Annotated in this window: 10 protein-coding genes, 2 tRNA genes and 1 pseudogene; 10 read left to right on the forward strand and 3 right to left on the reverse strand. The window is 51.0% G+C overall.

Going from position 1 to position 16,996, the window contains the following annotated elements:
* Positions 1-69: 69 nt before the first annotated feature.
* Positions 70-1,143: a TerC/Alx family metal homeostasis membrane protein gene (locus ACFPMF_RS08095; protein ID WP_379842949.1), complete on the reverse strand. Its 1,074-nt coding sequence runs from the start codon at positions 1,141-1,143 to the stop codon at positions 70-72.
* Positions 1,144-1,545: 402 nt separating this feature from the next.
* On the opposite strand from ACFPMF_RS08095, the gene ACFPMF_RS08100 reads away from it, so the two are divergent.
* The 4 genes from ACFPMF_RS08100 to ACFPMF_RS08115 all read left to right on the forward strand — a co-directional run bounded on the left by ACFPMF_RS08100 (position 1,546) and on the right by ACFPMF_RS08115 (position 3,016).
* Positions 1,546-1,621: transfer RNA gene (locus ACFPMF_RS08100), tRNA-Gly, on the forward strand.
* Between the two features lie 46 nt (positions 1,622-1,667).
* Positions 1,668-1,753, forward strand: a tRNA-Leu gene (locus ACFPMF_RS08105).
* A gap of 362 nt (positions 1,754-2,115) precedes the next feature.
* A complete protein-coding gene (locus tag ACFPMF_RS08110) occupies positions 2,116-2,277 on the forward strand; it encodes a helix-turn-helix domain-containing protein (protein WP_379842952.1) in 162 nt (53 codons plus the stop codon).
* A gap of 448 nt (positions 2,278-2,725) precedes the next feature.
* Positions 2,726-3,016 carry an integrase core domain-containing protein gene (locus tag ACFPMF_RS08115; protein WP_379844554.1) on the forward strand — a complete coding sequence of 97 codons (291 nt, stop codon included), beginning with the start codon at positions 2,726-2,728 and terminating at the stop codon, positions 3,014-3,016.
* 637 nt (positions 3,017-3,653) lie between these two features.
* On the opposite strand, the gene ACFPMF_RS08120 is transcribed toward ACFPMF_RS08115, so the two are convergent.
* Positions 3,654-6,332, reverse strand: a complete 2,679-nt coding sequence (locus tag ACFPMF_RS08120) for a permease prefix domain 2-containing transporter (protein WP_379842954.1) — start codon at positions 6,330-6,332, stop codon at positions 3,654-3,656.
* Positions 6,333-6,335: 3 nt separating this feature from the next.
* Positions 6,336-6,671 carry a PadR family transcriptional regulator gene (locus ACFPMF_RS08125; RefSeq protein WP_379842957.1) on the reverse strand — a complete coding sequence of 112 codons (336 nt, stop codon included), beginning with the start codon at positions 6,669-6,671 and terminating at the stop codon, positions 6,336-6,338.
* Positions 6,672-6,941: 270 nt separating this feature from the next.
* Between ACFPMF_RS08125 and ACFPMF_RS28040 the strand changes: the two are divergent.
* From ACFPMF_RS28040 to ACFPMF_RS08165, 6 genes and pseudogenes are all read left to right on the forward strand, one after another.
* Positions 6,942-7,933, forward strand: a pseudogene (locus ACFPMF_RS28040) (transposase).
* Positions 7,934-8,842: 909 nt separating this feature from the next.
* Positions 8,843-12,016 (forward strand): PVC-type heme-binding CxxCH protein, encoded by a 3,174-nt coding sequence (locus ACFPMF_RS08145; RefSeq protein WP_379842962.1) that lies wholly within the window; start codon positions 8,843-8,845, stop codon positions 12,014-12,016.
* A 36-nt stretch (positions 12,017-12,052) separates the two neighbouring features.
* Positions 12,053-12,853 carry a 3-keto-disaccharide hydrolase gene (locus ACFPMF_RS08150; RefSeq protein ID WP_379842965.1) on the forward strand — a complete coding sequence of 267 codons (801 nt, stop codon included), beginning with the start codon at positions 12,053-12,055 and terminating at the stop codon, positions 12,851-12,853.
* A gap of 28 nt (positions 12,854-12,881) precedes the next feature.
* Complete coding sequence (locus ACFPMF_RS08155) at positions 12,882-13,964, forward strand: Gfo/Idh/MocA family protein (RefSeq protein ID WP_379842967.1); 1,083 nt, start codon at positions 12,882-12,884, stop codon at positions 13,962-13,964.
* 28 nt (positions 13,965-13,992) lie between these two features.
* Positions 13,993-14,985 carry a 3-hydroxyacyl-CoA dehydrogenase family protein gene (locus ACFPMF_RS08160; RefSeq protein WP_379842970.1) on the forward strand — a complete coding sequence of 331 codons (993 nt, stop codon included), beginning with the start codon at positions 13,993-13,995 and terminating at the stop codon, positions 14,983-14,985.
* A gap of 171 nt (positions 14,986-15,156) precedes the next feature.
* Positions 15,157-16,980, forward strand: a complete 1,824-nt coding sequence (locus ACFPMF_RS08165; protein WP_379842973.1) for a hypothetical protein — start codon at positions 15,157-15,159, stop codon at positions 16,978-16,980.
* Positions 16,981-16,996 lie beyond the last annotated feature (16 nt).

Here is a 16,996-nt window from a genome sequence, read left to right on the forward strand (position 1 = left end):
CGTGATACGTAGCTGCCAACTTGGCCTTTACGGGCCGGTTCTCAGGCTGAGAACCGGCCCGTAAAGGCGTTAAATCTGCACTTCTTCGGGTTCCTTCTTCTTTTCTGGAATCAGCCAGGACGCTACAATACTAACGCCCAGAATGGTCAGAATGACATACAGGGAGTAAACCGTTTCAAACCCAACGGATTCCAGCCAGCTATGGAAGATCATTTTTAAACCGATGAACGTCAGCAGGACCGCCAGACCGGTTTTGAGGAATCGGAACTTGCTCATAATGCTCGACAGGAAGAAGAACATCGACCGCAGCCCCATGATGGCAAATACGTTCGAGAAAAAGACAATATAGGGGTCTTTGGTGATCGAGAAAATGGCCGGAATCGAGTCGACGGCGAACACCAGGTCGGTGAAGGCCACAACGATGACGACGATGAACAATGGGGTCACGAACAGTTTGCGGTCGGTTTTCCGGCGGACGAAAAAGTGGTCGATCACATTCCGGCGGTACACGTTCAGGTATTTCGCCGAGAGTTTTACCACGGGATGGTTTTTGGGTTCCATCTGCTGGTCTTCGTCTTTCTCAAAGAACAGTTTGAAACCGGTATAGACCAGAAAAGCACCGAAAATATAGATAATCCACTCGAACCGTTGCAGGAGCGCCGAACCGACGAAAATGAAGATAAACCGCAGGATAATCGCGCCCAGAATTCCCCAGACCAGAATCTTTTTGTAGAACCGCTCCCGCACGCCAAACGACGCGAAAATCATGATGAATACAAAGATATTGTCGGCGGATAGTGAATACTCGACCAGATACCCGGTGATGTACTCCAGGGCCATGTTGCTCTGGAAAATGGCCAGACTTTGCTCAAAATCGCCCGGAATCAGCGTGAGGTGATCGGCATAGCGGTTCCCGATTTCTTCCAGCCGGGCCATGTCGGTAATACCGTGGATGAGGTAGCCGTAATTTTTAATGAAAAAGTAAAACCCGATCGACAGGGCCACCCAGATGGCGCTCCAGGTACCGGCTTCCTTAAAACTGACCACGTGACTTTTCCGTTTCGAAAAGGCTCCCAGGTCAAAGGCCATGACGAGCAGGACAAACAGGGCAAAACAGGTGAAAAATATGGTTTCGTAACTCATGAGTCAAAAATAACGAATTGTTGGGTTGGTGAGCGTTTGGTAGTTAAGACTAATGCAACATCAAAATTCGCGAAACGATCAGACAATTGTAAACCAAACTGGATAGGTGGTAAAATAACCGGATTGACCAATACAACTGCAATATACGGCTAATCCCTAACAGCTTAGGAGTTTGGTTGATTCCTTATTTTCCCTCCATGTAACCCAACAGCGGCAAGGCGGTTTTAAGGATCCGGTTTTCGGTCCAGTTTTTTAGGTTTTGGGAAAGATTTTAATTGGTTCATTATCAGAACAGAACTGGGTTGGCGGCTGATTTTGTCAATTTTTTTTCAAGAAAGTACTTGCCAAACGTCGAAGACCCCTTATATTTGCATCCACAAAACGCCGGTTAACGGCGAGAACGCGAAAGTAGCTCAGCTGGTAGAGCGCGACCTTGCCAAGGTCGAGGTCGCGGGTTCGAACCCCGTCTTTCGCTCCAAAAGCACCCTTCGCGGTGCTTTTTTTGTAGAATGCGGCCCCACCGCGCCGGGATGGCGGAATAGGTAGACGCGCAGGACTTAAAATCCTGTGGGCAGTAATGTCCGTACGGGTTCGATTCCCGTTCCCGGTACAAAACTCCTCTAACAAAGGAAATAAAAGAAACAAAAAGCCCTGAAAATCAGGGCTTTTTGTGTTTTGTGCCCTTGCCCGTTTTCCTATAATTTCCTTTGATCTGCGTTTGTTTGTTACTTATTTGTTACTCGGTTTGGTTGGATTTTCGTAAATTAACCTCGGAAAGAAAACCCATTGGCAGCAAATGGCGGTTGCCCTCAGAAAGAAATCACAGTTTAACGGCAAGATCAGTCTGTACGTGGACATCTATACCGGTGAAGAGCGTAAATACGAGTATGATGGTTCGAAATATCCGCTACAGTTGAGGTAGTTCTTCGTTTCTGGGAAATATGCTATTTTTGGTTAATCAATCTCTCACCTATGATAGCATCTTCCGTCCAAGCCCGTCAAACTTGGCTGGCGGTGTATCGACAAGTGGGCTCTGTAAGCGTAGCCGCTCGTCGATGTGGCATTGCCCGCTCAACACTCCAGCGGTGGATTAAACGACAAGCCACGGAAGGATTGACGGACCAATCTCGTTGACCCCACCATCTAGCCCGTCAGAAGTTTGATGACCAGGTGGAGGATCTGGTGCTTCAAATTTGTGACTCATTCGATGTAGGCAAAATTCGGATTAGCTCTCTTCTTTTTCAACAGCATAACCTCCGTTTATCCGCTTCAACTGTGGCCCGTATTCTCAAAAAGCATCGATGAGAGCCCATTAAGCGCTACCGTAAACAGCAATCCCTATTCGTTCATTCCCGTCCAGTGCCGGGAGATCATGTACAGCGGGGTGGCCCGCGCCATGGATATTTGTAAAATAGCGTCAGGGATCTATCAGTACACAGCCATTGATGATTGACACCTATAAACGCAGAACAGCCGCTAACTCGGTTGATTTTTGGAACGGGTACTCGAACAGTTTGTTTATCCCATTCAACGCACCCAGACAGATCGAGGCCGGGAATTTTTCGCTCATTCTTTTCAGGAAATGCTTCAGGAGTATTGTATCGCAGGCGAATGGCAATTCTACTATAATTACCAGCGACCACACAGTTCACTAAATGGCAAAACACCTGCGGAGGCTGCTGCTGAAAAGTCACCAGAAACACTGTTCTTTTGCCAAATACGATCCGGCAAAGAACGGATTCGAGAACAGTCGTACTATTGGGACAAGAAACGTGATGCTTTAGGAAACAGGCAAAAACATAGTTTTGTTTTATTTTTCTTCCCCTCCAACTGTAGCGCATCTATAGGACCACTACACTTTAGCCGGAATTGAATCAGGGTTGATAAAACACCACTATCAGACGGTTGTTTTAATGGACTAAAGTTGTTCTCAATTATGAGCATGATATGGCTTTACAAAACATTCAGTATTGATTGCTGTTTTATAACTATCTAAAAATCAGTCGAAATAGCATATATATGAAAAACCACTTTTTCACATTCTTTTTGGTAATAGGGGTATTAGGTTGCTTTGCGGGCTACTGCTACGCTATTTTTGATTGGGTGAGAGATTATCAAGCAGGGATTTACAGGAGTGACCCAATTGAGGCATTGTATGAAACTACAGCCCTTATTATGTATAGTTTCCTTGGCTTTCGTTTTTCAAACAAAAGAATGAACCTCTTTTAGGGAAGTTTTCTTTACTTGATTTTTGTATCACAAACTCATCTTCATAACAGAAATTGGAACGTTGATTTGTGATACAGGTTTTTGAGACCGGTATCTAAAACTGTATCAACCATACCTCATAAAGCCATCAAGTCAATAATAGCTTACACCGCACCACTGCAGAATCATTTTGTTAGGAACATGTTCTCCTTCTCGCCACTGGTAATCGGTCGTTACAGTCTCGTCATGTTGGCGCAGAATAGAATTAATTGTCTCGCCATCGTCCCAACCTGCCAGCTTTTTTACTCTGCTTTTAAAACGTTTACTGGTTCAATTTGCCCCGCTCGAATGGTTTGGGATAGGACAGTCAGAAGTCCGACTATAGCAACCAAACCAAAGGCTATGCTTATATTTATAAGACCCAAATCAAGGTTACTGCCCATTTCTGTTCTTAGTAAATTGCCACAAAACAAGCCAGATGGAACACCAATAAGGCCGGCAATGAGGATAAGTATGCCAAAATTCTTGGTAACTATCCACACCAATTTTATATTGGTTGCTCCTAATATTTTTCTGATACCCAGTTCTTTATTGTGCGTTTCGACGGAGTAACTGGCTATGCCTAAAATCCCTAAAGCAGCGATTATCAGGATAATCAGGGCCGATCCTCCAAAAATTTCCATTTCTCCACTGATTTCTCCTGAATAACGATACGCTTTTAAGTTATAAAGATTTGCTGTTTTCTCCGGAAAATGATCTTTCCATACCGATTGAATAGCCTTGGTCGCTTCCATTTCTGTATTTGGCTTTATTTTTATGGTCAAGGTGGTTATTTCATTTGGCAAATACCGATAGATTAAAGGGAGTTGTTGGCCAATAATGTCATTGGGTATGATGCCAATGACTTGTACAGAGGCAGAGTCCAGCAAAAGATTTTGTCCCACCAGGGGCTGTGATTTAGATTCCAGTAATTTTGCTGCAGCTTCATTCACTAACACATACTGCTCCGTACTCCGGGGCATAGTTGAAGGAAAATTTTGCCCAGCTAGTAAGCGGATACCTTCTGTTTCAATTGTTCGTGGGTCAATACTTACGTAATTTATTTCCAGCGTTTTATCGTTTACCGTTACAGAATCTTTACCCATTTTAATGGGCTCATAGTACCAGTTAGTGGCCAAAGTCGTTTCTACCTGACTTAACTGACTTATTTCGTTTTGCAGGTTTTGATATTTTTCACCTTTTAAATCCAGCGTCAGAACATTGGATGGCACAGTTGAGCTGATGATTGCATTGTTTTTTCTATCATAATCGCCGACTATGACAACCAATATCATAAACATAATGGTCACCGAAAATTGAACGACAATCAACGCTTTGTAAACAGCAACACCCCGGAATAGCTTAATATTCTTCATTTTACGCAAAACCTGAATAGGCTGAAACGCTGACAATAGCCAGGCCGGAAATGCCCCTGCGACTAAGCCAGTGATAACTGCGTAGGTCATCAAGGTCAATAGTAAGGCTATATCCCAGGAGAATGTCACATCATCCATATCGGGTATATAGTGGGCCAAAATAGTAACACATGGCACTGTAAACAATAAAGCAAAAAGGGCAACTAGGGTCGATTCCATTAAAAATTGACCGATGACTTGTCCTCTTGTTGCGCCTATGGTTTTGCGAACACCTACTTCTTGCGCCCGGGAGAAAGCACGCGCCAAGGCCAAACTGATATAATTGAAAGCAGCTAAAAGGGTTAACGATAGAATGATGACTAGCTGTGTTTTTACGTCTTCCCAACTAGTGCCCGCATTGGGATTATTTTTAAGATCGATTTTTCCAGGGGTAATATCTTCGAGGGGTTGTGCCAAAAATTGAAGAGTGCTCTTATCCACTTTCCGGCTATAGTTCCGGAGCGTTGCATTAAGTTGCTCTACATTACCTTCTGATTTTAAACGGGCATACATTGCTGAACTCTTGAAGGCTCCCCAATCTTGTGAAATACTACTGATTGCTCCTTTTTTTTCAAGCATTTCAGCAGAACGAATTGATAGCATTGCCTCAATGGGCAGATGTGTTTCTAATGGCGGGTCCTGGATTATTCCCCCAACGGTATAAGCACCCAACTTTTCCAATTGAATAGTTTGTCCTAAGACATTGGTGCTGCCAAATATTTTTTTTGCTGTTTTTTCAGTTAAAAAAAGAGAGGTGGGATTAATGGCAAGGCTTTGTGCATTGCCGGACAACAGTTTAAAGCCAAAAACATCAAAAAAAGAAGGCTCTGAAAATTTTATGTCAAGCGGTACGTCACCTCTGTCGGTTTGCAGGTTATGCTTTCCTGCCAGCCGTATTTTTACCGTTTTTTCAACCAAGGAGATGCTGTCCAATTGAGTTACCAACGGCAATGGAGCGGTTGCCCATTTGGTTGGTTCCCCCTCAGTTGTTTCCTGGGTGAGTATGCGTACGATTTGATTTAATTTTGGATGAAAATGGTCTGTATCAAAAGTGGCTTTCAGGCCTGTAAAAAGAATAACGCCAACCGCCATACTCAGTGACAAGCTCAGTATATTGACTAATGAAAACAGTTTGTTTTTCCAAAGGGTGCGCCAGGCGATTTTAAAATAATTGCGAATCATATCCGGATTGCTTAGAGATGGTGAGGGGTGTTCAGGAGTAAAGTAAGCACGGGTGGTAGCGAGTCGCTTTGGAAAGAAGGTTCTCAGCCAGTGGGTTCGCCTGGCCAATCGTCGCTTGAGGTAATAGGGCCGAATGACCTTTAGAGCTTCCAACCCATACCACCAGCGAGCCCGGCGATGGCCGACTTGGTCAACCTGCTGGGCAAACTGCTCCTCGAGATCTCCCTGCAACTCTTCCAGCAGCTCAGCGGGCGTCAACCAACTCAGTAGGCGGTCGGCCCAGCGGGGCGGGCGCTGGGCCGACTCTCGGTGCTCCGGTAGGCGCTGAGGTGAAGGCTTGTTCATGGGTTATGAAAAGAAAGGGGTGGGTAGGGCTTCCCAAAATCCTATCCGCAGTTGACGCATCTCCCGCAGCACTTGCTGCCCAGCGGCCGTCAGGGTGAATAAGCGTTTGCGCCGTCCGCCCCGGGCTAAGGTAGCTCCGCCTAATTCAGAGCCAACGAGGCCTTTTTCCTCCAGGCGATACAAGACCACATGCACCCCCGTCACGGACGTGGTTCGTTGGGTTCGTTGCTGGAGTTCGTCGGCAATCGTGACGCCATAGGCCCCTGTGGGTTGTTGTTCCAGGAGGGCAACGGCGAGTAAGACTAACTCTTCAAACTCGCCCAGGTAGGTTCGGCTCATCCCAAACAGGCTAAAAAAATGTATTTCTTTAGTACTTGTTGAACAAATAAAATGCCAATAATATTAAATGGTTGATTATCAGAAGCATATCTTGATTAATAGGGGTTAAATGTCCGGAATCGAACAAATACTGTCCGGAATAGGTCACCATAAACCGTTTATATAACCTCGGATATACACATGGGGACATTCTCATAAAACGCCCGTGGCTGTTGCACAACTATTCCAGTGCGTGCTCAATAGGTGGAGTTTTTGTACTTTCAGCTATCTATGCAAGGTAGAAAACACGACCACGAAAACCTCATCACCTCTTTTCAGCTTTCCAGCCGCATTCCGAAGGATAATTTCTACCATCGGCTGAAGGAGACGCTCGATCTGAGGTCCCTGTATGAGCACACCAAAGCCTGTTATGGCTCAACTGGCAATCCATCGATTGACCCCGTGGTCTTCTTTCATGCTCATCAGCTACCTGGAGAAGATTACTTCTGACCGAAAGCTGATAGAACATTGCTCTATGCGCATGGATATGTTGTATTTCCTAGGCTACAACCTGGATGAGCCCCTTCCCTGGCATTCCACCTTGAGCCGGACCCGGCAACTCTACCCGGAAGCACTTTTTGAGTTACTATTTGACAAGGTATTCCGCTTGTGTGTAGCTAATGATATGCTAGCCGGTCGACGAGTAGCCCTCGACTCAGCTCCTGTTAAAGCCAATGCCTCCATGGAAAGTCTATTAGAAAAACAACCTCAAAGGCCAGGGCAGGGCCTATGCTGCTTCCGCAGGCTGAAGATCGCAATGGATCCGTAGACTTGTTACCCAAACCCAGCAACCGTCAAGCTGCGTCGGTAATCACAGCTGCTGATCATCAGTTAAGACAGTTGAAAAAGCGCCAGCAGAATTCAACCTGCGTTCCCAAGAGTCAATGCCGACAGCTTATCCGAACGGCCAATGATTCCTTCTACCGGCGAGCCCTGGATCGCCAGCAAAGTCGGCGGGGCAAACGCATGAAACGGCTTCGTCAACGGACGTGGAGCCGGTTTTAGGCAGTCTGGTGGATTCCTATGGATTACGGAAGGTGAATATACGGGGTAAAGCCGGGGCTCACAAAGTGATGCTGATGGCGGCAATTGCCTTCAACCTGAAGAAGTACATGAAGTTTACGTCCAAGTGCACTCTCAGCCAGGCCATAGCGCTGAAAATGGAGTGGTCATTGGCTTCTCAAGCGACTTTTCTGAGCTTTGACGTACGTTTTCTCAACTGAGATGGAAAGGTGACAATGGTCGAAAATTCTTTTCGCCTATTCAGAGAATGAAAAAGCGATGCAGCAAGCAGCGTAACAGCCACGCTCCATTTTTGGGACATTCAATACTGTCAATGAAACGAGTGTTATTTTAAGATTTCATTACAGTAATCGCGTGCAACCGCCCAATTACAACCAGTAATCTTTTGCAGGTATCGGATCGCTTCGTTTGGGCCGACGTTTCGTAGTAGCCGCTCAACTTCGTTTTCTTCTTCGGTTAATCACTTCGGTTCGATATCGGACGTTTTCTTTACTAAATACCAATAAAGAGTTGTTGAAGAAATTGCATTCCTCCTACAATTGAATTACTCCTGATTTAACCTTACAGATTTGAAGCTTTCTTCAGGCATAAATGTAAGATAACGCATCTTGTACCTTTTCAACCAGCTTTCTTTTAGATTGCCGCCACATTTTAACAAAGGGCCCCTGGCAATGGTGGGCTTGCTCCGGCGTTCTGTAACCGCAGCTCGCATGTGGACGGATGTGATTGTAATACACAGGGTCAGAAGGGCAATCGCAAGTAGGAAAAACGAACCCTGGGTAGAAGCGGGCTGAAGGCCTGCCACCGTCAACAGGAGTCTCTTCCTTCTTCGACCCTAACAGCGTATTGATTGTGTTGTGGGGCGAAGCCAAAACACCCGAGCCGGGACGGCAATAAAATAGGGGATTTCAGAAATTGAACAATCCGGTGTACGATCGGTCGGTTCAGCTCGCATAAAAACGGTTGGAGCAGGAGAAGATTTTTGGGAGTAGTAATAATTGGCTGACATTCAGTAAATTTCCCGGCCAGGACCCCAAACAGGTTCCTGGAGCCTCCGGGTCGGCTAAAACCAGCTTTTTCGAACGGCTTTTTCCATGATCCTAAACCGTATGTCATCCTTTTTTTTATCCCGTAAAACCCGGTTTTTCCGCCAGGCGCACCGGCTGATGCACGGCAGCGTTGTCCTGCTGGCGGGCGTTGTTCTGACCGGATCAACAAACCCGCAGCCCCGCGAAACCCTCGGCTTTCAGGTGCCGGAGGGCTTCACGATCGAACGGGCCGTTTCCCCGAACTTGCTCTCGTACCCTATGTTTGCCAGTTTCGACGGCAGTGGGCGGCTTTTTGTCTTCGAGTCCACCGGCCCCAATGTGATGGGGACGGAAAAAATGCTCGCGGAACCTTCGTACCACATCCGACTCCTGGAAGATACCGACGACGACGGCCAGTTTGACAAAAGCCGGATTTTTGCCGAAAACATCCCGTTTCCGAAAGGGGGCGTATTTTACCGGGGGAGTTTGTACGTGGCCGAATCCCCGAATCTGGTGCGCTATACGGACACCAACGCGGATGGCGTATCCGATCAACGGGAAGTCATTCTGACGGGCTGGACGCTGCACGCCAACGGCGCCACGCTGGGCGGCCCGTTTTTGGGACCGGACGGCTGGCTGTACCTGACCGACGCCCGCCGGGGTTTTTCCATTACGACCAAAGAAGGTCAGCTCCTGAAAGGAAAAAGCGCCCGAATCTGGCGCTGTCGGCCCGACGGAAGCGGGCTGGAAGCGATGTCAGGGGGCGGTTTTGATAATTCGATCGAAATCGCTTTCATGCCCTCGGGCGAGACCATCGGGACGATGACGTATTTTGTCGACCCCCAGGACGGCCAGCGGGACGCCCTGATGCACTGGGTGGAAGGCGGCACCTATCCGAAACCGAATCCCGTGATTGCCGAAGATAGGCTGAAACTGACCGGCGATCTGATGCCGGTAATGACCAAAATGCCCCGGGTGGCCCCGTCCGGTTTGATGCGCTACCGGGGTGATGGGTTTGGCCGTGCTTATCAGGACAATCTGTTCAACGCCGAATTCAATACCGGCCGAATCATGCGGCACCTCGTTTCGCCGGATGGCGCGACGTATAAAACGGTGGATGAGGTTTTCCTGAAATCGACCAGCCCGGATTCTCACCCGACGGATGTGTTGCAGGATGCCGACGGCAGTATGCTCGTGGTGGTGACGGGTGGCTGGTTCATCGAAGGCTGCCCCCTGTCGCGGGTGGCCAAACCGGAAGTGCAGGGCGGTATTTACCGCATCCGAAAAACCGGTGTGTCCAAACCCGGCGATGCCTGGGGTAAAAAGCTGGCGCTGGCCAGTTTAGCGCCGGATCCATTAGCAACCTATCTGAAGGACGCCAGACCGGTTGTGCGCGATAAGGCCACCGAGCAGCTGGTGCTGCGCGGCCATTCGGCGGTCAATTCCATTGTACGGACCTTGCCGACACTCTCATCGGAAGAAGGGCGGGCGTCGGCGGTTTTTGCCTTGTCCCGGATCAATACCCCGGCGGCCTGGAATGGGGTTCGCGCGGCTTTGAACGATAAAAGCAGCATCGTCCGGACGGCAGCGGTGCGGGCGCTGGGGTTGCAGAAAGATGCGAAATCGGTCGATAAACTGCTGAGCCTGGTTCAGAATGATGCGCTGTCGGTCCGGCGGCAGGCGGCAACGGCGCTGGGGCAGATCGGTAACCCAAGGGCGGTTCCGGTTTTACTGACCGCAGTTGCCAAAACGACCGACCGGTTTGTCAGCCACGCGATCATTCATTCGCTGATCCTCCTCCAACAACCGGCTGTGCTGGTCAACGCCCTGGAAAGTCCCGCGCCCCCAACCCGCATCGCGGCCCTGATTGCGCTCGATCAGATGGACGGAAAACCGCTGCAGAAAGCACACCTGGCGGCTGCGTTGGCGGCCAAAGAGCCGGAAGTCGCCAAAACCGGCATCTGGCTGGCGTCTCACCACCCGGAATGGTCGGATATCGTGATCGGTTTTCTCGAGAAAAGCCTGAAGAACGGTGCGCTTTCGGATGCCGATGTAGGTTCGGTTCGGGAACTGATGTTTACCTTCGCGAAAGAACCGGCCTTGCAGAACTTTGTGGCCACGCAACTGGCCGATCCGGCCACCACGGCATCCCGGAAAGCACTGCTGCTGGATGTGATCGCTCGCTGTTCCCTGAAAAAACTGCCGCAGGCCTGGGTGACCGCCATCGGGAATCAACTGCAAACCAACGACGCCGTCCTGCTTTCTCCGTTGCTGGGTCTGATCGAATCCCGGCGGATTGAATCGCTCAACCGGCCTCTGAACCGGATCGTTCAGGAGGAAAAAACACCCGTCGATTTTCGGCTGAAGGCCCTGAGCGCCCGCATCATGTCGGCTCCCGCGCTGTCCGGGGCTGAGTTTCAGATGCTGCTGACCTACAGCGGTTCCGAGTTCGAATCGCCCGTCCGTCAGCAGGCGGTTCGGCTGTTAAACCGGGCCGAACTGACGAATGAGCAGTTGCTGGTTATTGCCCGCGACCAGATCGGCAAAACCGACGCGTTTCTGCTCCCGGCCTTGCTCGGAACGTTTGAAAGCAACCGGGATGAGCAGGTAGGCCGGGAACTCATTACGGCTTTGCAGGCGGTTTCGGGTCAGCTGGATAATCTGCCGGAACAGGATTTTCAAAATCTGCTGAAAGGCTTCCCGGCCTCCGTTCAGACGCTGGCGGCTCCGTTGCGCGAAAAGCTCCACGCGCAGCACGCTGAACGGCTGGCGCACCTGCAGAAAATGGCCACACAACTGAAAGGGGGCGATGTGGGCGAGGGCAGAAAACTGTTTTTCGGGAAAGCGTCGTGTTCGAGCTGCCATGCGGTCGGGCCGGAAGGAGGGCGGTTTGGCCCGGATTTGACCAACATCGGCGAGATCCGGTCTTCGCATGATATTCTGGAAGCCATCGTGTACCCGAGCGCCAGTTTTGCGCGGGAATACGAGACATTCCGCGTCGTGACGAAAACCACTTCGTATACCGGGATCATCAAGGAGCAGCTTCCCGAATCGATCGTGATTGAGATTGGCCCGGCCCCCGGTTTACGGATCGCCCGTTCGGAAATTACGGGCATTGAACCGCAGACGCTGTCCATGATGCCGCCGGGGCTGGATCAGCAACTGAAGCCGACCGAAATGGCCCATTTAATCGCCTTTCTCGAAGCCCTTCCGTACCGGCTGGACCGGATGATTCAGGCCAGTCAGAAAAAATAAGCCCAAACCGGGTCAAAACGTAAGATAGTTTTTCAAATGAGAAGAGTAGTTTTTCTTTTTGGGGTCGTTTTTTCCCTATTGGCAACAACCGAAAATACGGTTGCACAGTCGAAGCGGTCGAAAACCGTCCGGCTTTTCAACGGTAAGAATCTGGACAACTGGTACGTCTTCATCGAGAAGCGGGGGCGGGACCAGGATGAGAAGAAAGTCTTTTCGGTCGAAGATGGATACATTCATATTTCGGGCGAAGAATACGGCAGCATCGTCACCAACGATGAGTTTGAAAATTATCAATTGACCGTTGAATTCAAATGGGGTGATAAAACGTACGCGCCCCGCGCCGACCGTGCCCGCGACAGTGGTGTTCTGCTGCATTCGACGGGGCCGGATGGTGGCTACCGGGGCATCTGGATGTGTTCCATTGAAGCCCAGATCATTGAAGGCGGAACCGGCGATATGCTGGTAGTGGGTGACGGCACCGACACCTACGCGCTGACAGCCCCCATTGCTCCCAGAAAGGAAGGCGGAGGGCGCGTTTTTTCGCCGACCGGAACGCCCTTGACCATCCACAGTGGCCGAATCGACTGGTATGGCCGGGACCCCGACTGGAAAGACGTAAAAGGTTTTCGGGGGGCAAACGACCTGGAAAAACCGCTCGGCGAGTGGAACACAATGGTGTGCGTGGCCGAAGACGACCGGGTTTCGGTGTACCTGAACGGCACGCTGGTTAATCAGGCCACGCAGGTAAAACCGTCGAAGGGTCGCATCCAGATTCAGTCGGAAGGCGCCGAACTGTTTGTCAGAAAAGTAGAACTCCGTCCGTTAAAACGAAAATAAACCCGATTCCTGATAAAAAACAAGTAGTATGTCCGATCAGTCGAAACCGTTGCGCGTCCTGGTGGTAGGATGCGGAAATATGGGCTCCTCCCACGCAACAGCCTATCATACCCTGGATGGCTTTGAAATCTGCGGCATTGTCTCCACCGGCAAAAGCAAGGAAATTCTGAATGAAAAACTGGGGGGCGGTTATCCGCTTTTCAATGAGTTTGAAACCGCGCTGGCAACGACGAAACCCGATGCGGTTTGTATTTCCACCTATCCCGATACGCACGAAGCCTTTGCCGTCAAATCGTTTGAAGCGGGCTGCCACGTCTTTATTGAAAAACCGGTGGCCGACTCGGTGGCCGGGGCCGAACGCGTGGTCGCAGCGGCCGTGAAAGCCGGGAAAAAACTGGTGGTGGGCTACATCTTGCGGCACCATCCGTCCTGGGAAAAATTTGTCGCCCTTTCGCACGAGGTGGGCAAACCGCTGGTGATGCGGATGAACCTGAACCAGCAGAGCGACAGCAGCATGTGGACGCTGCACCGGAACCTGATGAAGAGCCTCAGTCCGATTGTGGATTGTGGGGTCCATTACATCGACGTGATGTGCCAGATGACCCGGTCGAAACCGGTGCAGGTCTACGCCATCGGGGCCCGGCTGACGGAAGAAATCCCCGCCGGAAACTACAATTACGGCCAGTTGCAGATCCGGTTTGAAGACGGTTCGGTCGGCTGGTACGAAGCCGGCTGGGGGCCGATGGTGAGCGAAACCGCCTTTTTCGTCAAGGATGTGTTCGGACCGAAAGGCAGCGTTTCCATTGTGGCCAAAGACGCCGGGGGCGAAGGTAAATCGGCGTCCATCGAAGCGCATACCAAAACCGAATCCATCCGGGTGCATCATTCGGACCTGGATGCCAATGAAAAATTTGCCAAACCCGACACCTGGATTAATCTGGAAGACGAGCCGGATCATCAGGAGCTCTGCAACCGCGAGCAGCGGTATTTCCTGAAGGCCATCCGCGAAAACATCGACCTGACGGATCACATGCAGGATGCGGTCAACAGCCTGCGCATTGCCTTCGCCTGCGACGAATCCGTTCGGACGGGCCAGGTTGTTGTTCTGTAAACCTGTTTTTCAAGCCCCATTATAACGTATGAATCTTGTTCCCTCCGAAATGCCCGTCGGCATTGTTGGCCTTGGGCTGATGGGTTGCAGCATTACGACCTGTTTACTGATTGCGGGCCATCCTGTGGTGGCCGTCGCGCCGATTCCGGATGACCTGACCCACGCGCTGACCCGCATTACCGAACACCTCGAACGGTCGCAGCAACATGGTTTGATTCCGCACCCGCCAGCTTTTTACCTACCGAACTTACTCATCACGGAGGACTACGCGGACCTTCGACCCTGTCGGCTCGTCATCGAATGTACCATCGAAAACCGGGCGATCAAGGCGTCGGTGTACCGGAAAGTGGAGCAAGTGATTGCTTCCGATGCCCTGCTGGCCAGCAACACCTCGGCCATTCCGATCAGTGACCTTCAGAAACTGACGCAGCACCCCCGGCGGTTTTTTGGGCTGCATTGGTCCGAACCCGCACACACCACCCGGTTCCTGGAAATCATCTGCGGCAACGATAGCGAGATTGCGCAGGGTGAATACCTCTACGAGCTTGCCCATTTGTGGCAGAAAGAACCGATTCTGGTGCGGAAGGATATTCCCGGTTTTATCACCAACCGGCTGATGTACGCCATGTACCGCGAAGCAATCAGCCTGGTGGAAAACGGCTATGCCACGGTGGAGGATGTAGACCGCTCGTGCCGTAACAATGCGGGATATTTCATGACGCTGGTCGGGGTGTTTCGCTGGATGGATCTGACCGGCGTTCCGGCGTACCATACCGTGATGAAAGACCTGCTGCCGACGCTCAACAACAGCACGGAAGTGCCGAAACTGATCGACGATATTGTGAAAAGTGGGGGGCGGGGTGTTGCCAATGCCCACGGTTTTTATGAATACACGCCGGAGGAAGCCAAACTCTGGGAGGAAACGTTTACGGAGTTCACCTATAAGATTCGGCAGATCGCGCTCCAGTATCCGGCGGATTATGTGAAGCAAAAGCTGAAAGAAAAAGAAGCGGACCACTGAGCCGATCGTGACGGGTTTGAAATCCCGCCGGGAATTGAAAGATAATACCAGAATTCCATAGAAAAGTAAAAGAAAGGGGCAGGCGCAGCGGCTAATTTTGTCAGGGATCGGTTGATTCCGTCGAAAAACCGGCGCGAAAACCGCCTGACTGAATTTTTACCAACGTTTTTCATGGAATCTGAATCGTCCAAAACCCGTCGGGATTTTTTGCGCAGTGGTTTGGTCAGTGCGGCCACAGTACCCGCCTTACCGAATTGGCTGACCACTACCCCGGCTGAACCCCAAACCGCCCCGCCCAAAAAACCGCTGCTCGATAACCACCGGAATCTGTTCAACGGCGACACCTGTACTTTTTTTTATAATCCCGAACTCTGGCAGCCCGAAGATTATTCGCTGAAAACCGTGGCGAATCCCCGCACCGGCAAACTGGGAACCAAGCCGGTAGCGGTAGGAGGACCGTTCAAAGCTTCCGCCATCCATCGTTTTGTCGATCAGCTGGCCGACAACGGCATTGACACGTTCGTGATCAACGCCAATGCCAACCGGGCCTGGTATCCCAGCAAGAAGTTTCCGAGCATCCTCGACGGGTACAAACGCGGGGATCGCGACTTTTTCCGTGGCCACGCCATCTGTCAGGGCATTCGGGAGCCGGAGGCCGTGGAGGAGTTTCTCGACAACTTCACGCGGTTTATGGACCGCTACCAGGACTTGATCGATGCGGGCGTGGACTGGCTGGCCGAAACGGCCAAAGCCTGTCGGCGCCGGAAAATCTCACCCTGGGTCAGCATCCGGATGAACGATATGCACGGAGCGGCCAATCCCGAAGGCAGTTTTTTCAACCATCCGCTGTTCAAGCAGCAGGAAATGCGGTTGCAACGAGCGTTTTACGGGTTTCAATCCCAGACAGATCGGCAAGGCTTCAACTTTGAGAAGGCCGAAGTGCGCGCCATGATGTGGGAGCAGATTCGGGAAGTGGTGGAGGACTACGACTACGAAGGGCTGGAACTGGACTGGTGGCGTCAACCACTCTGCTGCGAACCCAACGCGTCGCCCGAAACGATTGCCATGATGAACGACTGGTTCCGCCAGATCAAGGCCCTCACCCAACGAAAGGCGAAGAAAACCGGTAAACCGTACCCGTTCGGGATGCGCATTCCGGGATCGCTGGGCGCCTTGAAAGCCATCGGGATCGATATCGTCACGCTTTGCCGGGAAGGGACGCTCGATTTCATCATTCCGGGGGGATACTGGCCCACGACCTGGGACATGCCGAACGACGAGTTTCGGCAACAGCTGGGCGACCGGGTGACGATTTATGGCTCCATAGACGATGGAGCCAACAGCCTGACGACGCAGAATGAATCGGGAACTATCAAAGAGCGGATGCGGTACATCAGTGCCAGCCCGGAAATCGTGCGGGCCAATGCGGCCGGAAAACTGGCCACGGGCGTTCACGGTATTGAGTGGTTTAATTTTTTCTGTACCGACCAACCCAATATCCCGGGTATGCGGGCTGATTACACGGCCTTACGCAACATCGATAAGCTCAGCTTCTTACGCGGGAAACCCAAGCAGTACTGTTTCAGCACCGCCGGGGCATATTTTAACCCAACGCCATTTGAACAGCCCGCGCAACTGCCCGCCAGTATCGACCCGTTTGCGCAGCGTCCGTTTCGCCTGGCGATGTGCGCCGAACCCACCGACCAGGATCTGGAGCTGGTGGTTCAGGTGGTCCTGAAAGCCGGGGATAAACCGGTTCACCTCCCGGTTTCGGTCAACGGTTGCTGGCCTAACCTTAAAAACGAATCGACCCAGAAACTGCTGTTTCCGTGCGGTCCGCTGACGCATCTTACCCCCGACCATGTGGGCTACAAGTACCAGTTTCCGGTTTCCCTTATCACGGAGGGCTGGAACAAAATCGTGGTCGAAAACCAGAGCCGGGCAACCATTACCGTATTCGCCATTGAAGTGGCCGTCTGCCCCAAAACCGTTTAACGAACCAGCCGGCTAC

Source organism: Larkinella bovis, assembly GCF_042655385.1.
Taxonomy (GTDB): Bacteria; Bacteroidota; Bacteroidia; order Cytophagales; family Spirosomataceae; genus Larkinella; species Larkinella bovis.